The sequence below is a fragment of the Streptomyces sp. NBC_00513 genome, from assembly GCF_041431415.1.
Lineage (GTDB): Bacteria > Actinomycetota > Actinomycetes > Streptomycetales > Streptomycetaceae > Streptomyces.
This window is the reverse complement of the sequence record NZ_CP107845.1, coordinates 2,512,261-2,531,132: the sequence shown is the minus strand read 5'-3', so window position 1 is coordinate 2,531,132 and position 18,872 is coordinate 2,512,261. Positions and strand designations below refer to the sequence as shown.

The window sequence follows — 18,872 nt, the reverse complement described above, 5'->3', positions numbered from 1 at the left end:
TTACCGAGATGTGCGCCGCAGGTGGGAACGGTCGTGCGGGTCGGCGATGGCACACCCGTCCGGGTGCGGCACACTGAGCGGGTGAGCATTTCGTATGATTTGAACTCCGCCGGTGGCTCCTCCGTGGACGCCGCCGAGAGCCCCCGACCCCGGGTCGGCCTGCTGGGCACCGGCCCCTGGGCCCAACGCACGCACGCCCCCGCCCTCGCCGCGCACGCCGGCTCCGACTTCGTCGGGGTGTGGGGCAGGCGCCCCGAGGCGGCGGCCGAACTCGCCCGCGCCCACGGCGTGAAGGTGTACGAAGACCCCGACGAACTGTTCGCCGACTGTGACGTCGTGGCGTTCGCCCTGCCGCCCGACGTACAGGCTCCGCTCGCGGTCCGCGCGGCCGCCGCCGGATGCCATCTGCTGCTCGACAAGCCCGTCGCGACGACGGTGGCGGACGCCTCGGCCGTGGCCGCCGCCGCGGCGGAGCACGAGGTCGCCTCCGTCGTCTTCCTGACCCTCCGGTTCGCCCAGCCGACCGCCGGGTGGGTCGAGGAGCAGACCGGGCGCTCCGGCTGGTTCACCGCGTCCGCCCACTGGCTCGGCGCCCTCTACCCGCCCGACGGGACCCCCGGCGGTCACCCCGACTCGCCCTGGCGCAAGGCCAAGGGCGGGCTGTGGGACGTCGGCCCGCACGCCCTGTCCGTCCTGATCCCGGTGCTCGGCGACGTCACCGCAGTCTCCGCCACCCGGGGCCCCTCCGACGTGGTGCAACTGGCCCTGCGTCACGCCTCGGGCGCCGCCAGCACCGCCGTGCTCAGCCTGGGCGCGCCACGGGCGGCCGCCGGGGTGGGACTGGAACTGCGCGGGGCCGAGGGCATCTTCGAGCTGCCCGAGTGGAGCGACGTGCCCGGCGCCTACGGTCGGGCGCTGGACGCGCTGCTCGCGGCGGCCCGCACGGGCGAGCCGGACGCGCGGGACGCGGGGTTCGGGCTCCGGCTGACGGAGATCCTGGCCGAGGCGGAGCGCCAGTTGGGCGCGTGAGGGGTGGGGCGGGGGGCTTGGTCCCGTCCATCCCCCCGCCCCTCTGCGGGATTCGCCTTCGCGGCGGGGCGTCGATCGCGGCCCGGGCGGCTCCATGCGCGCGCGTGCGGGCGGACTTCACCGTCCACCGTCACCCTGGTCCGCGAGGCCCGCACGACCTCGTTTCAGGCGCAGAAGCTGCTGGTCGAGGCACCCCCGAGTGCCGCAGCCTGGTTTGGAAGCGGCGGACGGCCTCCCGCCCGGTCGGGTCGACGTGCTCCCCGGGGGTCACGCACCACGCGATGCCGCTCACGGCGGCCGACGCGATCACCCGCCTGCTGACGGAGGCTTGAGTCGGCCCGTCGGATCGAGCCGACCGGCCGGCTCAGGCCTTGCGGGACATGGCCTCGCGCACGGCCTCGTCGGTACGGGCGATCACGGCCGTACCGTCCTCGGCGGTGATGATCGGGCGCTGGATCAGCTTGGGGTGCGCCGCCAGATGGGCGATCCAGCGGCCCCGCGCGGCGTCCGTCCCCTCGCGCGGCAGCTCCCGTACCCCACTCTCGCGGGCCAGCGGGTCGGAGGTGCGCGTGATGTCCCAGGGCTCCAGCCCGAGGCGGTCCAGCACCTCGCGGATCTCGGCCTCGGACGGCACGTCCTCCAGGTACCGGCGCACCGTGTAGTCGGCGCCCTCCGCGTCCAGCAGGGTCAGCGCGGCACGGCACTTGGAACAGGCGGGATTGATCCAGATCTCCATGCGCCCAAGCCTAACGAGGCGTCGTGCCGGGCCGGTCTGGCCAGGGGCTTTTGTCAGTGCCCCCCGGTAAAATCGAAGGAGCACGACAGGAAGCCAACTACCGTTTGGGAGGCTGTAGATGGCCGCTGCCGCGATCATTTCGATGCCCAAGAAGAAGCCACTGCCGGCGGGGCTGCCCCGCGAGTGGTACGAGAGCCACAACCGCCGTCTGAAGGCGATGCGGCTGGCGATATCGCTGCTCGACACCGGGACCTACGACGCTCGACGCGCCACCAACCGCAAGATCCGGACGATGGCGGTGCGGGTGGGGATCCACCGGCCGTCCAACGTGACCTGCAAGATGGTGCGCGCCTTCATCCGCGACGTCGGCTGACGTTCGACGCGGGCTCCGGGGGCCGCGGCACGGCGACGCCGCGCCCCCCGGGGCCGTCCCGGCCCGGGCGCCCGCGCCGCTCGCGGCCGGTAGGACCCTCGGCAGGCAGGCAGGCAGGCAGGCAGGCAGGCAGGCAGGCAGGCAGGCCCGGCCACGGCACGCGTGGTCACGGCACGCCCGGCTACGGCACGCCCGGTCACGTTTCCATGGCCGGCAGGGACAGGAGCAGGACCGCCACGTCGTCGCTCGGGCCGCCCGCGGTGAAGGCCTCCAGGTCCCGCCACACCGCCCGCACCAGGCCCTCGGAGTCGTCGGCCAGCACCGGGATCCGGGAGGCCAGCGGGTAGAAGCCGCCCTCCGCGTCGCGGGCCTCGGTCACCCCGTCCGTGTGCGCGAGCAGCCGGTCGCCCGGCAGCAGCGGAACCTCGGCGACCTTCGGCAGCTCGGGCACGGTCAGGCCCAGGCCCAGCGGGGGCCCCGGCTCCACGTCCAGTTCCGCGGTCGTCGAGCCGCGGAGCAACAGCACGGGCGGATGCCCGCACGACACGATCCGTACGAGATCCCGTCCGGGCGGGAACTCCAGCAGCACCGCCGTCGCGAACAGCTCCGGGTGCCGGATCGAGGCGGCCGCCGCGTCGGCCACCAGCCGCCGGTCCAGCCGGGCCGCGACCGCCGCCAGCTCGGGATCGTCCAGGACCGCCTCCCGGAAGGCGCCGAGCAGCGCGGCCACCGTCCCGACCGCCGCCAGACCGTGCCCCTGGACGTCGGCCACCACCGCCCGGACCCCGTACGGCCCGGCCCGCACGTCGTACAGGTCGCCGCCGACCAGCGTGCCGCGCTGCGCCGCCCGGTACAGACCGGAGCAGTGCACCGGACCCACCTGGTCCGGTACCGGTGGCAGCACCGCGAGCTGGGCCGCCTCGGCGACGGTCCGGACGCTGACCAGCTGGTCGTCGCGACGGCGCCGCACGAAGGAGATCACCACGCTGAGCAGGCCGACGAAGGCCACGGTGGCCAGGTCCGTGCCCCGGGCGTTGGCCACGCCGAGCTGGGGGACGCCGAGCAGCACGAGGACCAGTACGGCGAACGCGCAGGTTCCCAGGGGGCCGTACGAGAACGCGGCCACCGCGGGCAGGGCCGCGAGGAAGTACCCCAGCTCCGCGCCGGGGGTCAGCCACTGCGCGCAGCACAGCACCACCACGGCCACGACGGGCGCAAGCCGGGCCCAGCGGGGCGGGGGCGTCCCGTGCAGCCGGCCGGAGTCCTCGAGTCCGCGTCTCACTCCTCCACCCTGATCCCGGCCGGCCGGGGGCGCACCCCGGGTGAGCGTCGGGTGGCCTCGCGCGGTCCGCCCCGCGACAGTGGTGCGGTGACCGAATCGGCGGGCGCGCGGAGCGCGGAGATCAGCACCCGGCTCAACTGGCTCAGGGCGGGGGTCCTGGGCGCCAACGACGGGATCATCTCCACGGCGGGCCTGGTGGTGGGCGTCGCCGGGGCGACGACCTCGCGCGCGGCGATCCTGACGGCGGGAGTGGCCGGGCTGCTGGCGGGGGCGCTGTCGATGGCGGCGGGGGAGTACGTGTCGGTCAGTTCGCAGCGGGACTCGGAACGCGCCGCCCTGGCCGTGGAGCGGCGGGAGCTGGCCGACGAGCCGGAGGAGGAGCTCGCGGAGCTGACGGACATGCTGGCGGCGCGCGGCCTGAGCCGGGAACTCGCCCGGGAGGCCGCCGAACAGCTGACGGCACGCGACGCCCTGCGGGCCCACGCCCAAGTGGAACTGGGGATCAACCCGGACGAGCTGGTGAACCCCTGGCACGCGGCCCTCGCGAGCCTGCTCTCCTTCACGGTGGGGGCGCTGCTCCCGCTCCTGGCGATCGTCCTGCCGCAGCCGTCGGCACGGGTGCCGGTGACGGTGGCGGCCGTGCTGGCGGCGCTGACCCTGTGCGGGCTGGCCGGCGCCCGCCTGGGCGGCGCCCCCGCCGCGCGGGCGGTGCTGCGGAACGTGGCGGGCGGCGCGGTCGCGATGGCCGTCACCTACGCCGTGGGCACCTGGATCGGCGGCACCTGACCCGATGGATCGGCGGCACCTGACCCGACCGGGACCGCCGGGCCCTATCCGTCCCCGGACCACCCCGGCGCGGCCCGCCCGGTGGATCCCCGGGCGCCACGCCCCGGGTCGCCCGTGCACGGGCGCGACCTGCGGGCAGACTGGCGCCATGCGCATCGCGGTCACCGGAGCATCCGGCCTCATCGGCAAGGTCCTCGTACGGTCCCTCCAAGTGGACGGCCACGAGGTGGTGCGCTTCGTGCGCCGCCCCGCCGCCGCCCCGGACGAGGCGACCTGGGACCCGCGGCGCGGGTACGTGGACCCCGCCGGGCTGGTCGGCTGCGGCGCCGTCGTCCACCTGGCCGGAGCCGGGGTCGGCGACCACCGCTGGACGGCCGCGTACAAGAGGGAGATCCGCGACAGCCGTGTCCTCGGCACCGCCGCCATCGCCCGGGCCGTCGCGGACATGGCCGAGCCACCGCCGGTCCTCGTCAGTGGGAGCGCCGTCGGCTACTACGGGAACACCGGCGACCGCGTCGTCGACGAGGACGCCCCGGCGGGGGAGGGCTTCCTGCCCTCCGTCTGCGTCGAGTGGGAGGCGGCCGCCGCGCCGGCCCGGGACGCCGGGATCCGTACGGTCTTCGCCCGCACCGGCCTGGTCGTCGCCGCCGACGGCGGGGCGTGGGGCCGGCTGTTCCCCGTCTTCCGGGCCGGCGTCGGCGGTCGGCTCGGCAACGGCCGCCAGTACTGGTCGCACATCTCGATGCACGACGAGGTCGCCGCCCTGCGCCACCTGATCACCGCGTCCGGGCTGTCCGGTCCGGTGAACCTGACGGCCCCCGAGCCGCGGACCAACCGTGAGGTGACGGCGGCGATGGGGCGGGTGCTGCACCGTCCGACGGTGTGCGCCGTGCCGGCGCCCGTCATGCGCGTCGTCCTCGGCGAGTTCGCCGAGGACGTGCTGGGAAGTCAGCGGGTGCGTCCCACGAAGCTGTTGGAGTCCGGCTTCGTGTTCCGCCACCCGGGGATCGACGAGTCGATCAGGGCCGCGCTGGCCTAGGGGCGGCGGCCCGGTGGCCCGGCGGCTCGGGGGAGCATCGTCCGCTCACGTGCGACCGTTTGTGACCCGAATGCGACCGCTGTGCGACCGGAGTTGTGCGCAATACCGCACCGGACTCGGGTTCTGCCGGAGTCCGTTGGGGGAAGGAGGAACCCCACACAGCCGCGCCGACCTCGGGGAGGGGCACGTGCTCAGCAGCGCACACCATGCAGACGTCGTCATCGTGGGAGCCGGAGTCTCAGGACTCGCGGCGGCACACCATCTGATCGCCGCGGGAGTCACGGTCACCGTCCTGGAGGCCGCGAACGACCCCGGCGGTCGGATGGCCACCGAGTCGGTCGACGGCTTCCGGCTCGACCGGACCGGCCAGCTCCTCAACACCTCGTACACCGAACCGTCCCGCACCCCGGGCCTGGAGGCGCTCGTCCTGCGCCCCTTCGCGCCCGGGGTCCTCATCCGGGGAGCCGACGGCAAACAGCAGCGCGCCGGGGCCCTCACCCCCGCCCGCGCCCTGGCCGGCGGCTCCCTCGACCAGGCCCGGCTCAGCGCCGCGCTCGGCCGGCTCGCCGCCCTGCCCGTGGAGCGCCTGCTCGCCCGGCCCGAACGCACCGCGACGGCCGCCCTGCGCACCCGCGGACTGCCGCCGCGCACGGTCAACGGCGTACTGCGCCCCCTGCTCGCCACCCTGCTCCGCGACCCGGAACTGACCACCTCCAGCCGGGTCGCCGACCTCGCCCTGCGCGGATTCGCCCGAGGCCGGCTCGCCGTGCCCGAGGGCGGCGCCGCGAGCCTGCCCGACCTGCTCGCCGCCGCCCTGCCGCCCGGCACCGTACGGACCGGGGTGCGGGTCCGCACGGTGGCGACGAACCTCGTCACCACCGAGGAGCACGGCGACTTCAGCTGCCGTTCCGTCGTGCTCGCCACCGGCGCCCGGGCCGCCGCCGACCTGCTGCCGGGGCTGCGGGTGCCGAACTTCCACGAGGTCACCGTCATCCACCACGGCACCGCCGTCCCGCTGCCGTGGGACGGTTCCCTGCTCCTGGACGCCGACCCGAAGTGGCCGCTCGCCCACACCACCGTGATGAGTGCGGTCGACCCGACGCGGGCTCCCGCCGGGCGGAGCCTGGTCACCACCACCGTGCACGGACCGCCGCCGCCCACCCGCACGGTCGCCTCCCGGCTCGCCCGGCTCTACGACACCTCCACCCGGGACTGGGAGCCACTCGCCGTCCACCACACCCCGGAGGCCGTCCCGGCCATGCCCCCGCCGTACGACCTGCGCCGCCCGGTACGGGTCGTGGCCGGGCTGTACGTGTGCGGCGACCACCGCGACGTCAACACCGTCCAGGGGGCCCTGCACTCCGCCCGACGCGCGAGCACGGCCGTCCTGCGCGACTTCGGCATCCCGGTGCCGGCCGCCCCGGAACGATCCGTTCCGGTGGCGGCCTGAGCCGGTCCCGCCCCGGCCGCGTACGCGTGAGGGCCCGGCCCCGTGACCGGGGGCCGGGCCCTCACGCGCGCCCCCGTGACCGGGACGGGGCGCGGGCCCGCTCAGACCAGCGCGGCGACCCGGTCCCGGTAGGTCCGCACCGCCGAGGCGTCCCGGTACGGCTCCAGCCGCCGCTCGAAGTCCCGTACGTACTCCACCGCGCGCGCCGACCGCATCTCCATCGCCTGCTGCGCCGCCTCCGCGCCCAGCGCGCACGCCTGGTCCAGCTCGCCGAGCCCCAGCCGGGCCGTGGCCAGCACCACCCTGCAGAACAGCCGCGAGCGCGCGTGGCCGGGCGCCCGCAACTGGAGCGAGCGCTCCGCGTGCTGCGCCGAGGCCCGGTACTGCTGGAGATCCCGGTGGCAGTGGCCGAACTCGTCCGCCAACTGCGCCTCGTCGTAGAAGCGGGCCCAGTGCGGCACGTCGTCCCCCGGCCGGGCCGCGCCCAGCGCCCGCTCCGCCCGCACCAGCGAGGCCGTCGAGGCCCGCACCTCGCCCAACACCGCGTGCCCCCGCGCCTCCGCCGAGTGCAGCAACGCCTGCACCACCGGCGGCGGCCCGGAGCCCACGCCCTGCTGGGCGACCCGGGCGAGCTGCACCGCCTCCCGCCCGTGCCCCAGGTAGACGGCCTGCCGGCTCATCGTGACCAGCACGTACGACCCGTACGGCCGGTCGGCGGCGGCCTGCGAGAGCCGCAGCGCCTGCACGAAGTACCGCTGGGCCAGCCCGTGTGCGGCGATGTCGTACGAGGTCCAACCCGCGAGCCGGGTCAGGTCGGCGGCGGCCGCGAACAGCCTGCGCCCGGTGGTCTCCCCGTACGTGCCCCGCAGCATCGGCTCCGCCTCGTGCTCCAGGTACCGCACCAGCGCCTGCCGGGCGTGCCCGCCGCCGTAGGTGTCGTCCAGGGTCCGGAACAGTTCGCTCACCGACCGCAGCGCCGCGATGTCCCCGCCCGTCACCCGCTGGCCGGGCGCCCGGTCGATCTGCCGCTGGCGGGGCACGGCCGTCCGCCCCTGCGTCGGGACCCGCGAGCCGGCGGGCTCCGCGCCCCGCCCGACCCGTTCGTCGGCCCGGCCGATCAGCCAGTCCCGGCTGGGCACCACCAGACCGGCCGGGGTGAAGGCGATCTTGCGCAGCTCGGCGTGCGAGCCGGAGTCCTTGCGCCACAGTCCGCTCGCGATGTCCACGGCCTCCTCGGGGGTGGCCGCGAACTCCAGCCCCGCGTAGACGGGCGCGCACGCGTCGAGCCCCAGGTCCTGGGCCGACAGCCGCCGCCCGAGGCGCCGGGTGAAGACCTCCGCGATCAGCGCGGGGGTCGTCCCGCGGGGTTGCTGGCCGCGCAGCCACCGGGTCACGGACGTCTTGTCGTACCGCAGATCGAGACCGTGTTCCAGGCCGAGCTGGTCGACGCGGCGGGCGAGACCGGCGTTGGAGAACCCGGCTTCCGCGATCAGCGCCGAGAGTTGCCGGTTGGGGACGCGCTGGGCTGGTCGTTCCGTCATCGGCTCCACGGTTTCCTGACGTGAAAGACCGGAGTCCCGGCCCTGTGAACGGCGTGAATGTAGCGGCGAACTTCGCCCGCACCGCCCCCTCTGTCCCACATTCATCCGATCGTGTGCAGAACCTGCGGGGTCCTTTACGGATGGGCACGCTCCGCCCGTATGGGCGACGACCGAGGCGATCGTCGGGGCCCTGAGGAGCCGCTTTCGGCCGGCCGTACCCTTGGCTGGTGCGATGCGTGCACACAGCAGGTTCAACGAGGAGGCGCTGCGGTGACTGAGCTTCGGTTTGTCCATCTGGGCTTCGGGCCGGAATTCGTCGAGTACACCGAGGCCTGGGACGAGCAGCGCCGGGTGCACGCCGCCCGCTTCGCGGACGAGATCGAGGACACCTGCCTGCTGGTCGAGCACCGGCCCGTCTACACGGCCGGTCGGCGCACCGCAGACAACGAGCGGCCGTTGGACGGCACGCCGGTCGTGGACGTGGACCGGGGCGGAAAGATCACCTGGCACGGGCCGGGCCAGCTCGTCGGCTACCCGATCATGAAGCTGCCGCGCCCCGTGGACGTGGTCGCCCACGTCCGCCGGCTGGAGGACGCGCTGATCAGGACCGCAGCCGAGTTCGGGCTGGAGACCACCCGGATCGAGGGGCGCAGCGGTGTCTGGGTGCTCGGCGACCCCGTCGAGGACCGACCGGGCATCGGCGGACTCTCGCTGGACCTCGATCCCCGGATGCACGACGACGAGTTCGACGCCCGGCTGAACGGCCCCGAGTACGCCCCGTCCAACGCCGGCCAGCGCCGCGAGGACCGCAAGCTCGCCGCCATCGGCATCCGGGTCGCCAAGGGCGTCACCATGCACGGGTTCTCGATCAACGTGAATCCTGACAACACCTGGTTCGACCGGATCATCCCCTGCGGCATCCGGGACGCCGGTGTGACCTCGCTCTCGTACGAACTGGGCCGGGAGATCACCATCGCCCAGGTGCTGCCCGTCATCGAGCGGCACCTCAAGGACGTCCTGGAGCAGGCGGAGCTCCGACCGAGGGAGATCGAGCCCGCCGCCGGCTGAGGCCCGGGGAATGCGTCCGGCCGCCCCCAGGTTGGCGGACGTAAGAACGTATGAAATTACGGGCGTACCCTGGTGGGCGCCGAAGAATCGAAGTCACAGGGAGCCGGTCGTGTCCGCAGTCGCACCCGACGGACGCAAGATGCTGCGCCTCGAGGTCCGTAACGCCCAGACCCCCATCGAGCGCAAGCCCGAGTGGATCAAGACCCGGGCGAAGATGGGCCCCGAGTACACCAAGATGCAGGCCCTGGTGAAGGGCGAAGGACTGCACACGGTGTGCCAGGAAGCCGGCTGTCCGAACATCTACGAATGCTGGGAAGACCGCGAGGCCACCTTCCTCATCGGTGGCGACCAGTGCACCCGGCGCTGTGACTTCTGCCAGATCGACACGGGCAAGCCCGAGGCCCTCGACCGGGACGAGCCGCGTCGTGTCGGCGAGTCCGTGGTCACCATGGACCTGAACTACGCGACGATCACCGGCGTGGCCCGCGACGACCTGCCCGACGGCGGCGCCTGGCTGTACGCGGAGACCGTGCGCCAGATCCACCAGCAGACGGCGGGCCGTGAGACCGGCCACACCAAGGTCGAGCTGCTGGCCCCCGACTTCAACGCGGTGCCGGAACTCCTGGAGGAGGTCTTCGCCTCCCGCCCCGAGGTCTTCGCGCACAACGTCGAGACGGTTCCCCGGATCTTCAAGCGGATCCGCCCCGGCTTCCGCTACGAGCGCTCCCTCGACGTGATCACCAAGGCGCGCGCCTACGGCCTGATCACGAAGTCGAACCTGATCCTCGGCATGGGCGAGGAGCGCGAGGAGGTCACGCAGGCCCTCAAGGACCTGCACGAGGCCGGCTGCGAGCTCATCACCATCACCCAGTACCTGCGCCCCTCGCCGCGCCACCACCCCGTCGAGCGGTGGGTCAAGCCGGCCGAGTTCGTCGAGCTGGCGAAGGAGGCCGAGGAGATCGGCTTCTCCGGTGTGATGTCCGGTCCGCTGGTGCGTTCCTCGTACCGCGCCGGGCGCCTCTACCAGCAGGCGATGGAGAAGCGCGCCACCGTCTGACGTGGGCGTGTGAAGTCCCGCACAATAACTTACTGAACAGTAACACCGCGCCGACGCGGCCCCTAGGCTCATTCCAGGATGAGTCGGGTGGGCCGCGTCAGTGTTTTCGCGCCCAACATGTTCATCGCATTTGACCGACCGGTCACGCCCTGGTAACACCAGTCAGTGACGATTGCTGCACGCACCGCACATCGCGCAGCGCGCACCACCGCTTCGCTCCACGTACCACCGCTTCACTCCCAGCCGTCGTGAGCACCGTGAGAGGGATCGACATCATGCAGGCCGCGCCCGTACGCGCCATCGCCATCCCGTCCTTCACAGACGCCTTCCGGGGCATCGAGTCGCTGCTCATGAGCGGCGCCCGCCGCAACGCCTGGAGCGCGGTCCTGGAGGACCGCCGCAGGGCCAAGGATCGGGTCGAAACCGAGCACGTACTCGAGGCCGCGGCGACCCGCCGTCCGCAGGCCACGTAAACTCGCCTTATGGCGAGGAAGTCAAACGCAGAGACTGCTGCGAACCCCGGGCGACTGAAGCAGATCGCCCTGACGTACAAGATGACGCGCAAGGCCGATCCGAAGGTCGGTCTGATCGTCGCGGGCGTGGGAATCGTCACCTTCGGTGTCTTTCTTGCGATCGGCTTCCTGATCGGCCACCCGGTCTACCTGGGCATCCTGGGTTTCCTGGTGGCGTTCCTCGCGATGGCGATCGTCTTCGGGCGACGGGCCGAGCGGGCTGCCTTCGGGCAGATGGAGGGACAGCCGGGCGCTGCCGCGGCCGTACTGGACAACGTGGGACGGGGTTGGACCACCACCCCGGCCGTCGCGATGAACCGGAACCAGGACATCGTCCACCGGGCCGTCGGCAAGGCGGGCGTCGTCCTGATCGCGGAGGGCAACCCGAACCGGGTCAAGGTCCTGCTCGCGGCCGAGAAGAAGAAGCTGGCCCGGATCATGCCCGACGTCCCGGTGCACGACTTCATCGTGGGCACCGGCGAGGGCGAGGTCCCGCTCAAGAAGGTCCGTACGACGCTGCTCAAGCTGCCGCGCGTGCTGGCCGGCCCGCAGATCACGCAGGTGAACGACAAGCTCCGGGCCATGGGTGACCTCATGAGCAACATGCCGGTCCCGAAGGGCCCCATGCCGAAGGGCACGCGCATGCCGCGCGGCGGCAAGATGCGCTGACAATGCGCTGACCTGCTTTTCGTATACGACACGGGGGTGCCCCCGGAGCCGATGGCTCCGGGGGCACCCCCGTCTCGTCGTGCTCTGGGCGCGCTGTCGTCGTGTTCTCCGCGACGCGCGCCGTTCCTCAGATGCGGACCTGGACCGCGCCGGCGAGCCGGTCGTGCAGGCCCCGGCCGTCCCGGTCCGAGATCAGGGCGGGGACGAAGAGGGCCAGCAGCAGGGTGCGCAGCGCCACCCGGCCGAGGCCCAGGCGCGAGCCGTCCAGCGCGATGACCCGGAGTCCCAGGATCCGCTTGCCGGGGGTGAAGCCCACCGTGCCCACCGTCAGGAACGTGAGGCTCAGGAAGAGCGCCAGCGTCCACGGGCTGGAAGCGTCCAGGTCACCGCCCGTGATCAGGGCGTAGGCGATCAGCTGACAACCGACCCAGTCGATGACGACGGCGCCGAGTCGACGCCCGAAACGGGCCACCGAGCCGGGCCCCGAACGGGGAAGGCCCAGGCGCTCGCCCGGATGGCCGAAGTCGACGCCCATCTCCTCGGCGGCCGCGCGGGGGCCGGAAAGCCAGGATCCGATTGCTTGCCTGTTGTCCACCCGACCACGGTACCGGTGCGCTCTCCGGCGCCCCGGACGGGACCCTGGTTAACTTGTGCGAAACAAATGGGTCATGCTTGAGAAATCCCGTCTGCTTATGGTCGGGTCAGCGTGCGGCACCGCACTGACGCACCACGAGCTATAAAGCCCGCCCCTGCCCCGGGGTCGGGAGTAGGAGGAGTTGGATGTTCCAGAACGCCGACGAAGTGAAGCAGTACATCGAGGAGAACGACGTCAAGTTCGTCGACGTCCGCTTCTGTGACCTGCCTGGTGTGATGCAGCACTTCACCATCCCGGCGCGGGCGTTCGACCCGGCGGAGGAGCTCGCCTTCGACGGATCCTCCATCCGCGGCTTCCAGGCGATCCACGAGTCCGACATGGCGCTGCGCGCCGACATCACCACCGCGCGCCTGGACCCGTTCCGCAAGGACAAGACGCTCAACATCAACTTCTTCATCCACGACCCGATCACGGGCGAGGCCTACAGCCGCGACCCGCGCAACATCGCGAAGAAGGCCGAGGCGTACCTCGCCTCCACCGGCATCGCCGACACCGCGTACTTCGGCCCCGAGGCCGAGTTCTACGTGTTCGACAGCGTGCGCTTCGCGACGACCGCGAACGAGAGCTTCTACCACATCGACTCCGAGGCCGGCGCCTGGAACACCGGCTCCGAGGAGAACAACCGCGGCTACAAGGTCCGCTACAAGGGCGGCTACTTCCCCGTCGCCCCGGTCGACCACTTCGCCGACCTGCGCGCCGAGATCTCGCTGGAACTGGACGCCCAGGGCCTCCAGGTCGAGCGCCAGCACCACGAGGTCGGCACCGGCGGCCAGGCCGAGATCAACTACAAGTTCAACACGCTGCTCGCCGCGGCCGACGACCTGATGCTCTTCAAGTACATCGTGAAGAACGTCGCCTGGCGCAACGGCAAGACCGCGACCTTCATGCCGAAGCCGATCTTCGGTGACAACGGCTCGGGCATGCACGTCCACCAGTCGCTGTGGGCGAACGGCGACCCGCTGTTCTACGACGAGGCCGGCTACGCGGGCCTCTCGGACACCGCCCGCTACTACATCGGCGGCATCCTGAAGCACGCCCCGTCGCTGCTGGCCTTCACCAACCCGACGGTGAACTCCTACCACCGCCTGGTGCCGGGCTTCGAGGCGCCGGTCAACATGGTGTACTCGCAGCGCAACCGCTCCGCCGCGATGCGCATCCCGATCACCGGCTCGAACCCGAAGGCCAAGCGCGTCGAGTTCCGCGCCCCGGACCCGTCGTCCAACCCGTACCTCGCCTTCGCGGCGCTGCTGCTCGCGGGCCTCGACGGCGTCAAGAACAAGATCGAGCCGATGGAGCCGATCGACAAGGACCTCTACGAGCTCTCCCCCGACGAGCACGCGAGCGTCCCGCAGGTCCCGACCAGCCTGGAGGACGTCCTCAAGGCCCTGGAGGAGGACCACGAGTACCTCCTCGCCGGCGGTGTCTTCACCCCGGACCTGATCGAGACCTGGATCGACTACAAGCGCACCAACGAGATCGCCCCGATCGCGCTGCGCCCGCACCCGCACGAGTTCGAGATGTACTTCGACATCTAGTCGCCCCGAGCGTCCACCGGCGGAACCCGCACGACGGGCCGCCGGACGGCCGCTCCGCGACCTTGCCGCAGGCGCCCGCGCCCGTGGCCGTGCCGCCCTCCACTCCTCACGGAGCGGAGGGCGGCGCTTCGTCGTTTCCGGGGCGCTTCGCCGCTTCCGGGATGCGGTCCCTCAGGTCGGGCGGTGCAACAGGGGCATCGCGCCCGTCAGCTCGCGCAGGCAGCGGACCGCGAGTTCGGCCGGGGAGCCGGGGCCCGCGACCGGGGCGTCGGTGGCCGACCAGAGTTCCAGGGCGATGCGGATCGCGTCCGTGGCGGCCGCCGCCAGGAGACGGACGCCGAGGGCGTCGGCGTCCGGTCCGGCGAGCCGGGCGATCACCGGGACCAGGCGTTCCTCGGAGTCCTGGTTCACGCGGTACCAGACGGCCCGCAGGGCCTCGTCGCCGGTGGCCGCCCGCAGCAGCCCGCGCGTCACCTTCAGGCCTTCCTCGACGGCCCGGGAGTCGCCGAGGGAGCGGGTGACGGCGCGCTCCAGCGCCTCGGCCAGGGGGGTGCCGGGATCCTCCTCGGCGAGCAACGCGCGCCAGGCGTCACCGCCGCCGGCGAGCAGGGGGGCAACGGCTTCCTGCTTGTTGCGGAAGTAGCGGTAGAACGTGCGCAGGGCCACGCCGGCGCGGTGGGCGATGTCCTCGGCGGTGGTGCCGTCGGGGCCGTGCTCGGCGAAGAGTTCGCAGGCGGCGCGGGCGATGTCGAGCTGGGTGGCGGCCTTGCGGCGCTCGGTCAGCGACTGGGCTCCGGGGCCGGCCTGGGGAGAGTACGGACGAGGGGATCTCACGTATGAAGCCTACCGTCCGACAGGCTCGGCCGATGCATGCATTGACACTCTGGCAAAACGTGTCACTTGGTCGTACGCTCGCCCCCATGAACCGTTACGAAGGACGTCGCGTCCTCATCACCGGCGGCGGCTCCGGCATCGGCCGGGCCACCGTCCACCGCATCCTCGCCGAGGGCGGCCGCGTACACACCGTGGACGTCGACGAAGCCGGGCTCAAGAACACGGCGGACCGGGCCGGCGCCGACGGTCACGGGGACCGCCTCACCACCGCCGTCCTCGACATATCCGACGAGGCGGCCGTACGGGCCGGGATCGCCGGCGCCGTCGCGAGCCTCGGCGGGCTCGACGTGCTGGTGAACGCCGCCGGCATCCTGCGCTCCTCGCACACCCACCAGACCACGCTCGACTTCTGGAACAAGGTCATCGCGGTCAACCTCACCGGCACCTTCCTGGTGATCCGCGAGTCGATCCCGGCGCTGCTGGCGGGCGACCAACCGGTCGTCGTGAACTTCAGCTCCACCTCGGCGTCCTTCGCGCACCCCTACATGTCCGCCTACGCGGCCAGCAAGGGCGGCATCCAGTCCATGACCCACGCCCTGGCCGCCGAGTACAGCAAGCAGGGCCTGCGGTTCGTCGCCGTGGCCCCCGGCTCCATCGAGTCCGGCATGACCACCGGCAACGGCCCGGGCCTGCCCGAGGACACCGACTGGAGCCTGTTCACCAAGCTCGCCCCGGCCCTCGGCCAGGGCTTCGCGGGCCCGGAAACGGTGGCCGGCGTCGTCGCGATGCTCGGGTCCGAGGACGGCGCGTTCATCACCGGCACGGAGATCCGCATCGACGGCGGCACGCACTACTGAGGCGCGCCGGCCACGACTGACCCGCGCCGCCCGCACGCGCCACCGACCGGCGTCAGCCCCTGAACCGGTCCCAGAGCCGGGGGAAGCGTTCCGCGAGCACGGCTTCGTTCTCGAAGTCGAGGGGAGCGCCCTCCGGCTCGGCCGCCTGGAGCGGGACCCCGAGGTCCGGCGCCACCGAACCGGTCAGCTGCTCGTACGCCTCGTCCGCCGCGTACCCCAGCTCCTCGCCGTCGCCGTCGATCTCCTCGTCGAAGTCGCCCAGCAGCTCCGCCAGGTGGTCGGGATCGTGCACCCCGCCCTCGAAGACCTCCCGCCCCTGGCCGATCAGCCAGCACCGGAAGTAGTCGAACGCGTCGTCGCTCGCCCCGTCGAGCAGCACCCAGGCCGCGCCCCAGAGGTCCCAGGTGTACGCGCGGTTGTACCGCGACTCGAAGTGCCGGGCGAAGTCCAGCACGGAGTCCGGGTCGAGCTGCGCCAGCCGCTCCACGAGCAGCTCGGCGTGCTCCTCGGGGTCGCCCTCGGCGGCCTCGCGGGTACGGTCGACGATCTCCCAGAACTCCGTCTCGTCCATCACCGCTCCAGCATCACGGGTCCACCCCCGTGCCGCCACCGCTCATACGGCCAAAGGCCGGTGTCCGCCCCCCATTGGCGGGGCGGACACCGGCCTTCGGCCGTAGGGTGGCGCGTCGGACTCGGCGCGACGGGGCGCCCGGGCCCTACAGGCCGTAGCGCTCGCGGGCCTCCTTGATGGCGGACGCCGGCACCTCGCCGCGGCGGGCGAGCTGGGCCAGCGCGGCCACCACGATGGACTGGGCGTCGACACCGAAGTGCCGGCGGGCGCCCTCGCGGGTGTCGGAGAGGCCGAAGCCGTCCGTACCCAGCGAGGTGTAGTCCTGCTCCACCCACTGGCTGATCTGGTCCGGGACCTGACGCATCCAGTCGGACACGGCCAGCACCGGGCTCGTGACGCCCTCCAGCGCGCGGGTGACGTACGGAGTGCGCACCTCGCCGCGCAGCAGCGCCTCGTCGCACTCCAGCGCGTCGCGGCGCAGCTCGCCCCAGGAGGTGGCGGACCAGACGTCGGCGGCCACGTTCCAGTCGGCGGCGAGGAGCTTCTGGGCGTCCAGGACCCAGTGGATCGCCGTGCCGGAGGCCATGAGCTGGACCTTCGGGGCATCGGCGGCGGGGGCCGCCTCGGCGAGGTCGGCCGCGGTGTTGAAGCGGTACAGGCCCTTGAGGATGCCTTCCTCGACACCCTCCGGGATGGCGGGCTGGACCTTCGGCTCGTTGTAGACCGTCAGGTAGTAGAAGACGTCTTCCGGCTTCTCGCCGTACATGCGGCGCAGACCGTCCTTGACGATCACCGCGATCTCGTACGCGAAGGCCGGGTCGTAGTTGAGCGACGCCGGGTTCGTGGACGCGATCAGGTGCGAGTGGCCGTCGGCGTGCTGGAGGCCCTCACCGGTCAGCGTGGTGCGACCGGCGGTGGCGCCGACGATGAAGCCCTTGCCGAGCTGGTCGGCGAGCTGCCACATCTGGTCGGCGGTGCGCTGCCAGCCGAACATCGAGTAGAAGATGTAGAACGGGATCATCGGCTCGCCGTGCGTCGCGTACGACGTGCAGGCGGCGATGAAGTCGGCCATGGCGCCGGCCTCGGTGATCCCCTCGTTGAGGATCTGGCCGTCCTTGGCTTCCTTGTAGTACATGAGCTGGTCGCGGTCGACCGGCTCGTACGTCTGGCCCAGCGGCGAGTAGATGCCGGCCGACGGGAAGAGGGACTCCATACCGAAGGTACGGGCCTCGTCGGGGACGATCGGCACCCAGCGCTTGCCGGTCTCCTTGTCCCGCATCAGGTCCTTGACGAGCCGGACGAAGGCCATGGTGGTGGCCATCTCCTGCTTGCCGGAGCCCTTGAGGAGCGGGGCGAAGGAGCGGTCGGCCGGGGCCGGCAGGGCCACGGGCTTGACCTTGCGGGCCGGGGCCGGGCCGCCGAGGGCCGCGCGGCGCTCGTTGAGGTACCGCACCTCGGGGCTGTCCGCGCCCGGGTGGCCGTAGGGGACCTGGCCGTCGACGAAGGCGCTGTCCGGGATCGGGAGGTCGAGCTTGTCGCGCATGCTCTTGAACTCGTCGATCGTGAGCTTCTTCATCTGGTGGTTCGCGTTCTTCGACTCGAACCCGGCGCCCAGCGTGTAGCCCTTGACGGTCTGCGCGAGGATGACCGTCGGCGCGCCCTTGTGCTCCAGGGCGGCCTTGTACGCGGCGTACACCTTGCGGGGCTCGTGGCCGCCGCGGGAGGTGTGGAAGCACTCGGCGATCTTCGCGTCGGACAGCACGGCCGCGAGTTGCACGAGTTCGGCGTTGGCGCCGAAGAAGTGCTCGCGGATGTAGGCCGCGTCGCGGGTCGCGTACGTCTGGAACTGCGCGTCCGGCACCTCGCGCAGGCGGCGCACGAGGGCGCCGGTGGTGTCGAGCTGGAACAACTCGTCCCAGGCGGAGCCCCACAGGGACTTGATGACGTTCCAGCCGGCGCCGCGGAACTGGGCCTCCAGCTCCTGGACCACGCGGAAGTTTGCGCGGACCGGACCGTCGAGACGCTGCAGGTTGCAGTTGATGACGAAGGTCAGGTTGTCGAGCTGCTCGCGGGAGGCGAGGGCCAGGGCGGCGGTCGACTCGGGCTCGTCCATCTCGCCGTCGCCCAGGAAGGCCCAGACGTGCGAGTTCGCGGTGTCCTTGATGCTGCGGTTGTGCAGGTAGCGGTTGAACCGCGCCTGGTAGATCGCGGACAGCGGGCCGAGGCCCATGGACACCGTCGGGAACTCCCACAGCCACGGCAGGCGCCGTGGGTGCGGGTAGGACGGCAGGCCATTGCCGCCGGACTCCTGGCGGAAGTTGTCGAGCTGCTGCTCGGAGACGCGGCCGTCGAGGAAGGCGCGCGCGTAGATGCCGGGGGAGGCGTGGCCCTGGATGTAGAGCTGGTCGCCCGATCCGTCGGCCTCCTTCCCGCGGAAGAAGTGCTGGAAGCCGGTCTCGTAGAGCCAGGCCGCCGAGGCGAAGGTGGCGATGTGGCCGCCGACGCCGTACTTGGAGCCGCGGGTCACCATGGCGGCCGCGTTCCAGCGGTTCCACGCGGTGATCCTGGCTTCCATCGCCTCGTCGCCGGGGAACTCCGGCTCCGCGGCGGTGGGGATGGTGTTGACGTAGTCCGTCTCAAGGAGCTTCGGCAGCGCGAGACCGGCGGCCTCGGCGTGCTGGAGGGTACGACGGAGCAGGTACTCGGCGCGGCGCGTACCGGCGGCCTTGGCGACGGCGTCGAGGGAGGCCGCCCATTCGGCGGTCTCCTCGGTGTCGCGGTCCGGGAGCTGGTCGAGCTCGCTCGGAAGCTTTCCTACGGGGTCGGACATCGGTGTGCGCCGCCTTCCGGACAAAGGAGAGGTGGTGAAGAAAATCCC

18 protein-coding genes are annotated in these 18,872 nt (G+C 72.3%); 11 read left to right on the top strand and 7 right to left on the bottom strand.

Annotated elements, in window-relative coordinates:
- The first annotated feature begins 99 nt into the window (after window positions 1-99).
- Entirely contained in the window at window positions 100-1,029 is a 930-nt protein-coding gene (locus OHA84_RS11885) for a Gfo/Idh/MocA family protein (RefSeq protein ID WP_266974104.1), read from the top strand.
- Between the two features lie 364 nt (window positions 1,030-1,393).
- On the opposite strand, the gene OHA84_RS11880 is transcribed toward OHA84_RS11885, so the two are convergent.
- Window positions 1,394-1,765: an ArsC/Spx/MgsR family protein gene (locus OHA84_RS11880; protein WP_266947227.1), complete on the bottom strand. Its 372-nt coding sequence runs from the start codon at window positions 1,763-1,765 to the stop codon at window positions 1,394-1,396.
- Between the two features lie 118 nt (window positions 1,766-1,883).
- Here OHA84_RS11880 and OHA84_RS11875 point away from each other — a divergent pair, with 118 nt between their 5' ends.
- Window positions 1,884-2,138 carry a hypothetical protein gene (locus OHA84_RS11875; protein WP_053676109.1) on the top strand — a complete coding sequence of 85 codons (255 nt, stop codon included), beginning with the start codon at window positions 1,884-1,886 and terminating at the stop codon, window positions 2,136-2,138.
- A 196-nt stretch (window positions 2,139-2,334) separates the two neighbouring features.
- Here OHA84_RS11875 and OHA84_RS11870 read toward each other — a convergent pair whose 3' ends face one another.
- On the bottom strand, window positions 2,335-3,420 hold the full coding sequence (locus OHA84_RS11870) for a PP2C family protein-serine/threonine phosphatase (RefSeq protein ID WP_266971811.1): 1,086 nt from the start codon (window positions 3,418-3,420) through the stop codon (window positions 2,335-2,337).
- Window positions 3,421-3,507: 87 nt separating this feature from the next.
- Here OHA84_RS11870 and OHA84_RS11865 point away from each other — a divergent pair, with 87 nt between their 5' ends.
- The 3 genes from OHA84_RS11865 (at window position 3,508) to OHA84_RS11855 (ending at window position 6,695) form a co-directional block, all read left to right on the top strand.
- On the top strand, window positions 3,508-4,206 hold the full coding sequence (locus OHA84_RS11865; RefSeq protein ID WP_063839435.1) for a VIT family protein: 699 nt from the start codon (window positions 3,508-3,510) through the stop codon (window positions 4,204-4,206).
- A 148-nt stretch (window positions 4,207-4,354) separates the two neighbouring features.
- Window positions 4,355-5,245: a TIGR01777 family oxidoreductase gene (locus OHA84_RS11860; protein WP_266971813.1), complete on the top strand. Its 891-nt coding sequence runs from the start codon at window positions 4,355-4,357 to the stop codon at window positions 5,243-5,245.
- Window positions 5,246-5,432: 187 nt separating this feature from the next.
- The gene (locus OHA84_RS11855; RefSeq protein WP_053676106.1) at window positions 5,433-6,695 is read left to right on the top strand and encodes an FAD-dependent oxidoreductase; all 1,263 of its coding nucleotides are present in this window, start codon (window positions 5,433-5,435) and stop codon (window positions 6,693-6,695) included.
- A gap of 101 nt (window positions 6,696-6,796) precedes the next feature.
- On the opposite strand, the gene OHA84_RS11850 is transcribed toward OHA84_RS11855, so the two are convergent.
- Window positions 6,797-8,236: a hypothetical protein gene (locus OHA84_RS11850; RefSeq protein ID WP_053676105.1), complete on the bottom strand. Its 1,440-nt coding sequence runs from the start codon at window positions 8,234-8,236 to the stop codon at window positions 6,797-6,799.
- A 270-nt stretch (window positions 8,237-8,506) separates the two neighbouring features.
- Between OHA84_RS11850 and lipB the strand changes: the two genes are divergently transcribed.
- From lipB to OHA84_RS11830, 4 genes are all read left to right on the top strand, one after another.
- Window positions 8,507-9,304 (top strand): lipoyl(octanoyl) transferase LipB, encoded by a 798-nt coding sequence (gene lipB / locus OHA84_RS11845; protein WP_053676104.1) that lies wholly within the window; start codon window positions 8,507-8,509, stop codon window positions 9,302-9,304.
- A gap of 109 nt (window positions 9,305-9,413) precedes the next feature.
- The gene (gene lipA / locus OHA84_RS11840) at window positions 9,414-10,361 is read left to right on the top strand and encodes a lipoyl synthase (RefSeq protein WP_053676103.1); all 948 of its coding nucleotides are present in this window, start codon (window positions 9,414-9,416) and stop codon (window positions 10,359-10,361) included.
- 275 nt (window positions 10,362-10,636) lie between these two features.
- Window positions 10,637-10,834, top strand: a complete 198-nt coding sequence (locus OHA84_RS11835) for a hypothetical protein (protein WP_053676102.1) — start codon at window positions 10,637-10,639, stop codon at window positions 10,832-10,834.
- Between the two features lie 9 nt (window positions 10,835-10,843).
- Complete coding sequence (locus OHA84_RS11830) at window positions 10,844-11,542, top strand: DUF4191 domain-containing protein (protein ID WP_053676101.1); 699 nt, start codon at window positions 10,844-10,846, stop codon at window positions 11,540-11,542.
- 127 nt (window positions 11,543-11,669) lie between these two features.
- Here the strand turns inward: OHA84_RS11830 and OHA84_RS11825 are convergent, their stop codons facing one another.
- A complete protein-coding gene (locus tag OHA84_RS11825; protein WP_053676100.1) occupies window positions 11,670-12,137 on the bottom strand; it encodes an RDD family protein in 468 nt (155 codons plus the stop codon).
- A 185-nt stretch (window positions 12,138-12,322) separates the two neighbouring features.
- Between OHA84_RS11825 and glnA the strand changes: the two genes are divergently transcribed.
- On the top strand, window positions 12,323-13,732 hold the full coding sequence (gene glnA, locus OHA84_RS11820; RefSeq protein WP_053676099.1) for a type I glutamate--ammonia ligase: 1,410 nt from the start codon (window positions 12,323-12,325) through the stop codon (window positions 13,730-13,732).
- 171 nt (window positions 13,733-13,903) lie between these two features.
- Here the strand turns inward: glnA and OHA84_RS11815 are convergent, their stop codons facing one another.
- Window positions 13,904-14,566: a TetR family transcriptional regulator gene (locus OHA84_RS11815; RefSeq protein ID WP_266971817.1), complete on the bottom strand. Its 663-nt coding sequence runs from the start codon at window positions 14,564-14,566 to the stop codon at window positions 13,904-13,906.
- An 86-nt stretch (window positions 14,567-14,652) separates the two neighbouring features.
- On the opposite strand from OHA84_RS11815, the gene OHA84_RS11810 reads away from it, so the two are divergent.
- Complete coding sequence (locus OHA84_RS11810; protein WP_266971819.1) at window positions 14,653-15,423, top strand: SDR family NAD(P)-dependent oxidoreductase; 771 nt, start codon at window positions 14,653-14,655, stop codon at window positions 15,421-15,423.
- Between the two features lie 52 nt (window positions 15,424-15,475).
- Here OHA84_RS11810 and OHA84_RS11805 read toward each other — a convergent pair whose 3' ends face one another.
- Window positions 15,476-15,994 carry a DUF4240 domain-containing protein gene (locus OHA84_RS11805; protein ID WP_053676096.1) on the bottom strand — a complete coding sequence of 173 codons (519 nt, stop codon included), beginning with the start codon at window positions 15,992-15,994 and terminating at the stop codon, window positions 15,476-15,478.
- A 145-nt stretch (window positions 15,995-16,139) separates the two neighbouring features.
- Window positions 16,140-18,824: a pyruvate dehydrogenase (acetyl-transferring), homodimeric type gene (gene aceE / locus OHA84_RS11800; RefSeq protein WP_266947208.1), complete on the bottom strand. Its 2,685-nt coding sequence runs from the start codon at window positions 18,822-18,824 to the stop codon at window positions 16,140-16,142.
- Between the last annotated feature and the right edge of the window lie 48 nt (window positions 18,825-18,872).

Excerpts from the sequence above, each read along its gene's own strand:
- OHA84_RS11880 (WP_266947227.1), bottom strand. The coding sequence starts at position 1,765 with ATGGAGATCTGGATCAATCCCGCCTGTTCCAAGTGCCGTGCCGCGCTG.
- OHA84_RS11860 (WP_266971813.1), top strand. The coding sequence starts at position 4,355 with ATGCGCATCGCGGTCACCGGAGCATCCGGCCTCATCGGCAAGGTCCTC.
- aceE (WP_266947208.1), bottom strand. The coding sequence starts at position 18,824 with ATGTCCGACCCCGTAGGAAAGCTTCCGAGCGAGCTCGACCAGCTCCCG.
- OHA84_RS11850 (WP_053676105.1), bottom strand. The coding sequence starts at position 8,236 with ATGACGGAACGACCAGCCCAGCGCGTCCCCAACCGGCAACTCTCGGCG.
- OHA84_RS11810 (WP_266971819.1), top strand. The coding sequence starts at position 14,653 with ATGAACCGTTACGAAGGACGTCGCGTCCTCATCACCGGCGGCGGCTCC.
- OHA84_RS11875 (WP_053676109.1), top strand. The coding sequence starts at position 1,884 with ATGGCCGCTGCCGCGATCATTTCGATGCCCAAGAAGAAGCCACTGCCG.
- glnA (WP_053676099.1), top strand. The coding sequence starts at position 12,323 with ATGTTCCAGAACGCCGACGAAGTGAAGCAGTACATCGAGGAGAACGAC.
- OHA84_RS11830 (WP_053676101.1), top strand. The coding sequence starts at position 10,844 with ATGGCGAGGAAGTCAAACGCAGAGACTGCTGCGAACCCCGGGCGACTG.
- OHA84_RS11805 (WP_053676096.1), bottom strand. The coding sequence starts at position 15,994 with ATGGACGAGACGGAGTTCTGGGAGATCGTCGACCGTACCCGCGAGGCC.
- OHA84_RS11835 (WP_053676102.1), top strand. The coding sequence starts at position 10,637 with ATGCAGGCCGCGCCCGTACGCGCCATCGCCATCCCGTCCTTCACAGAC.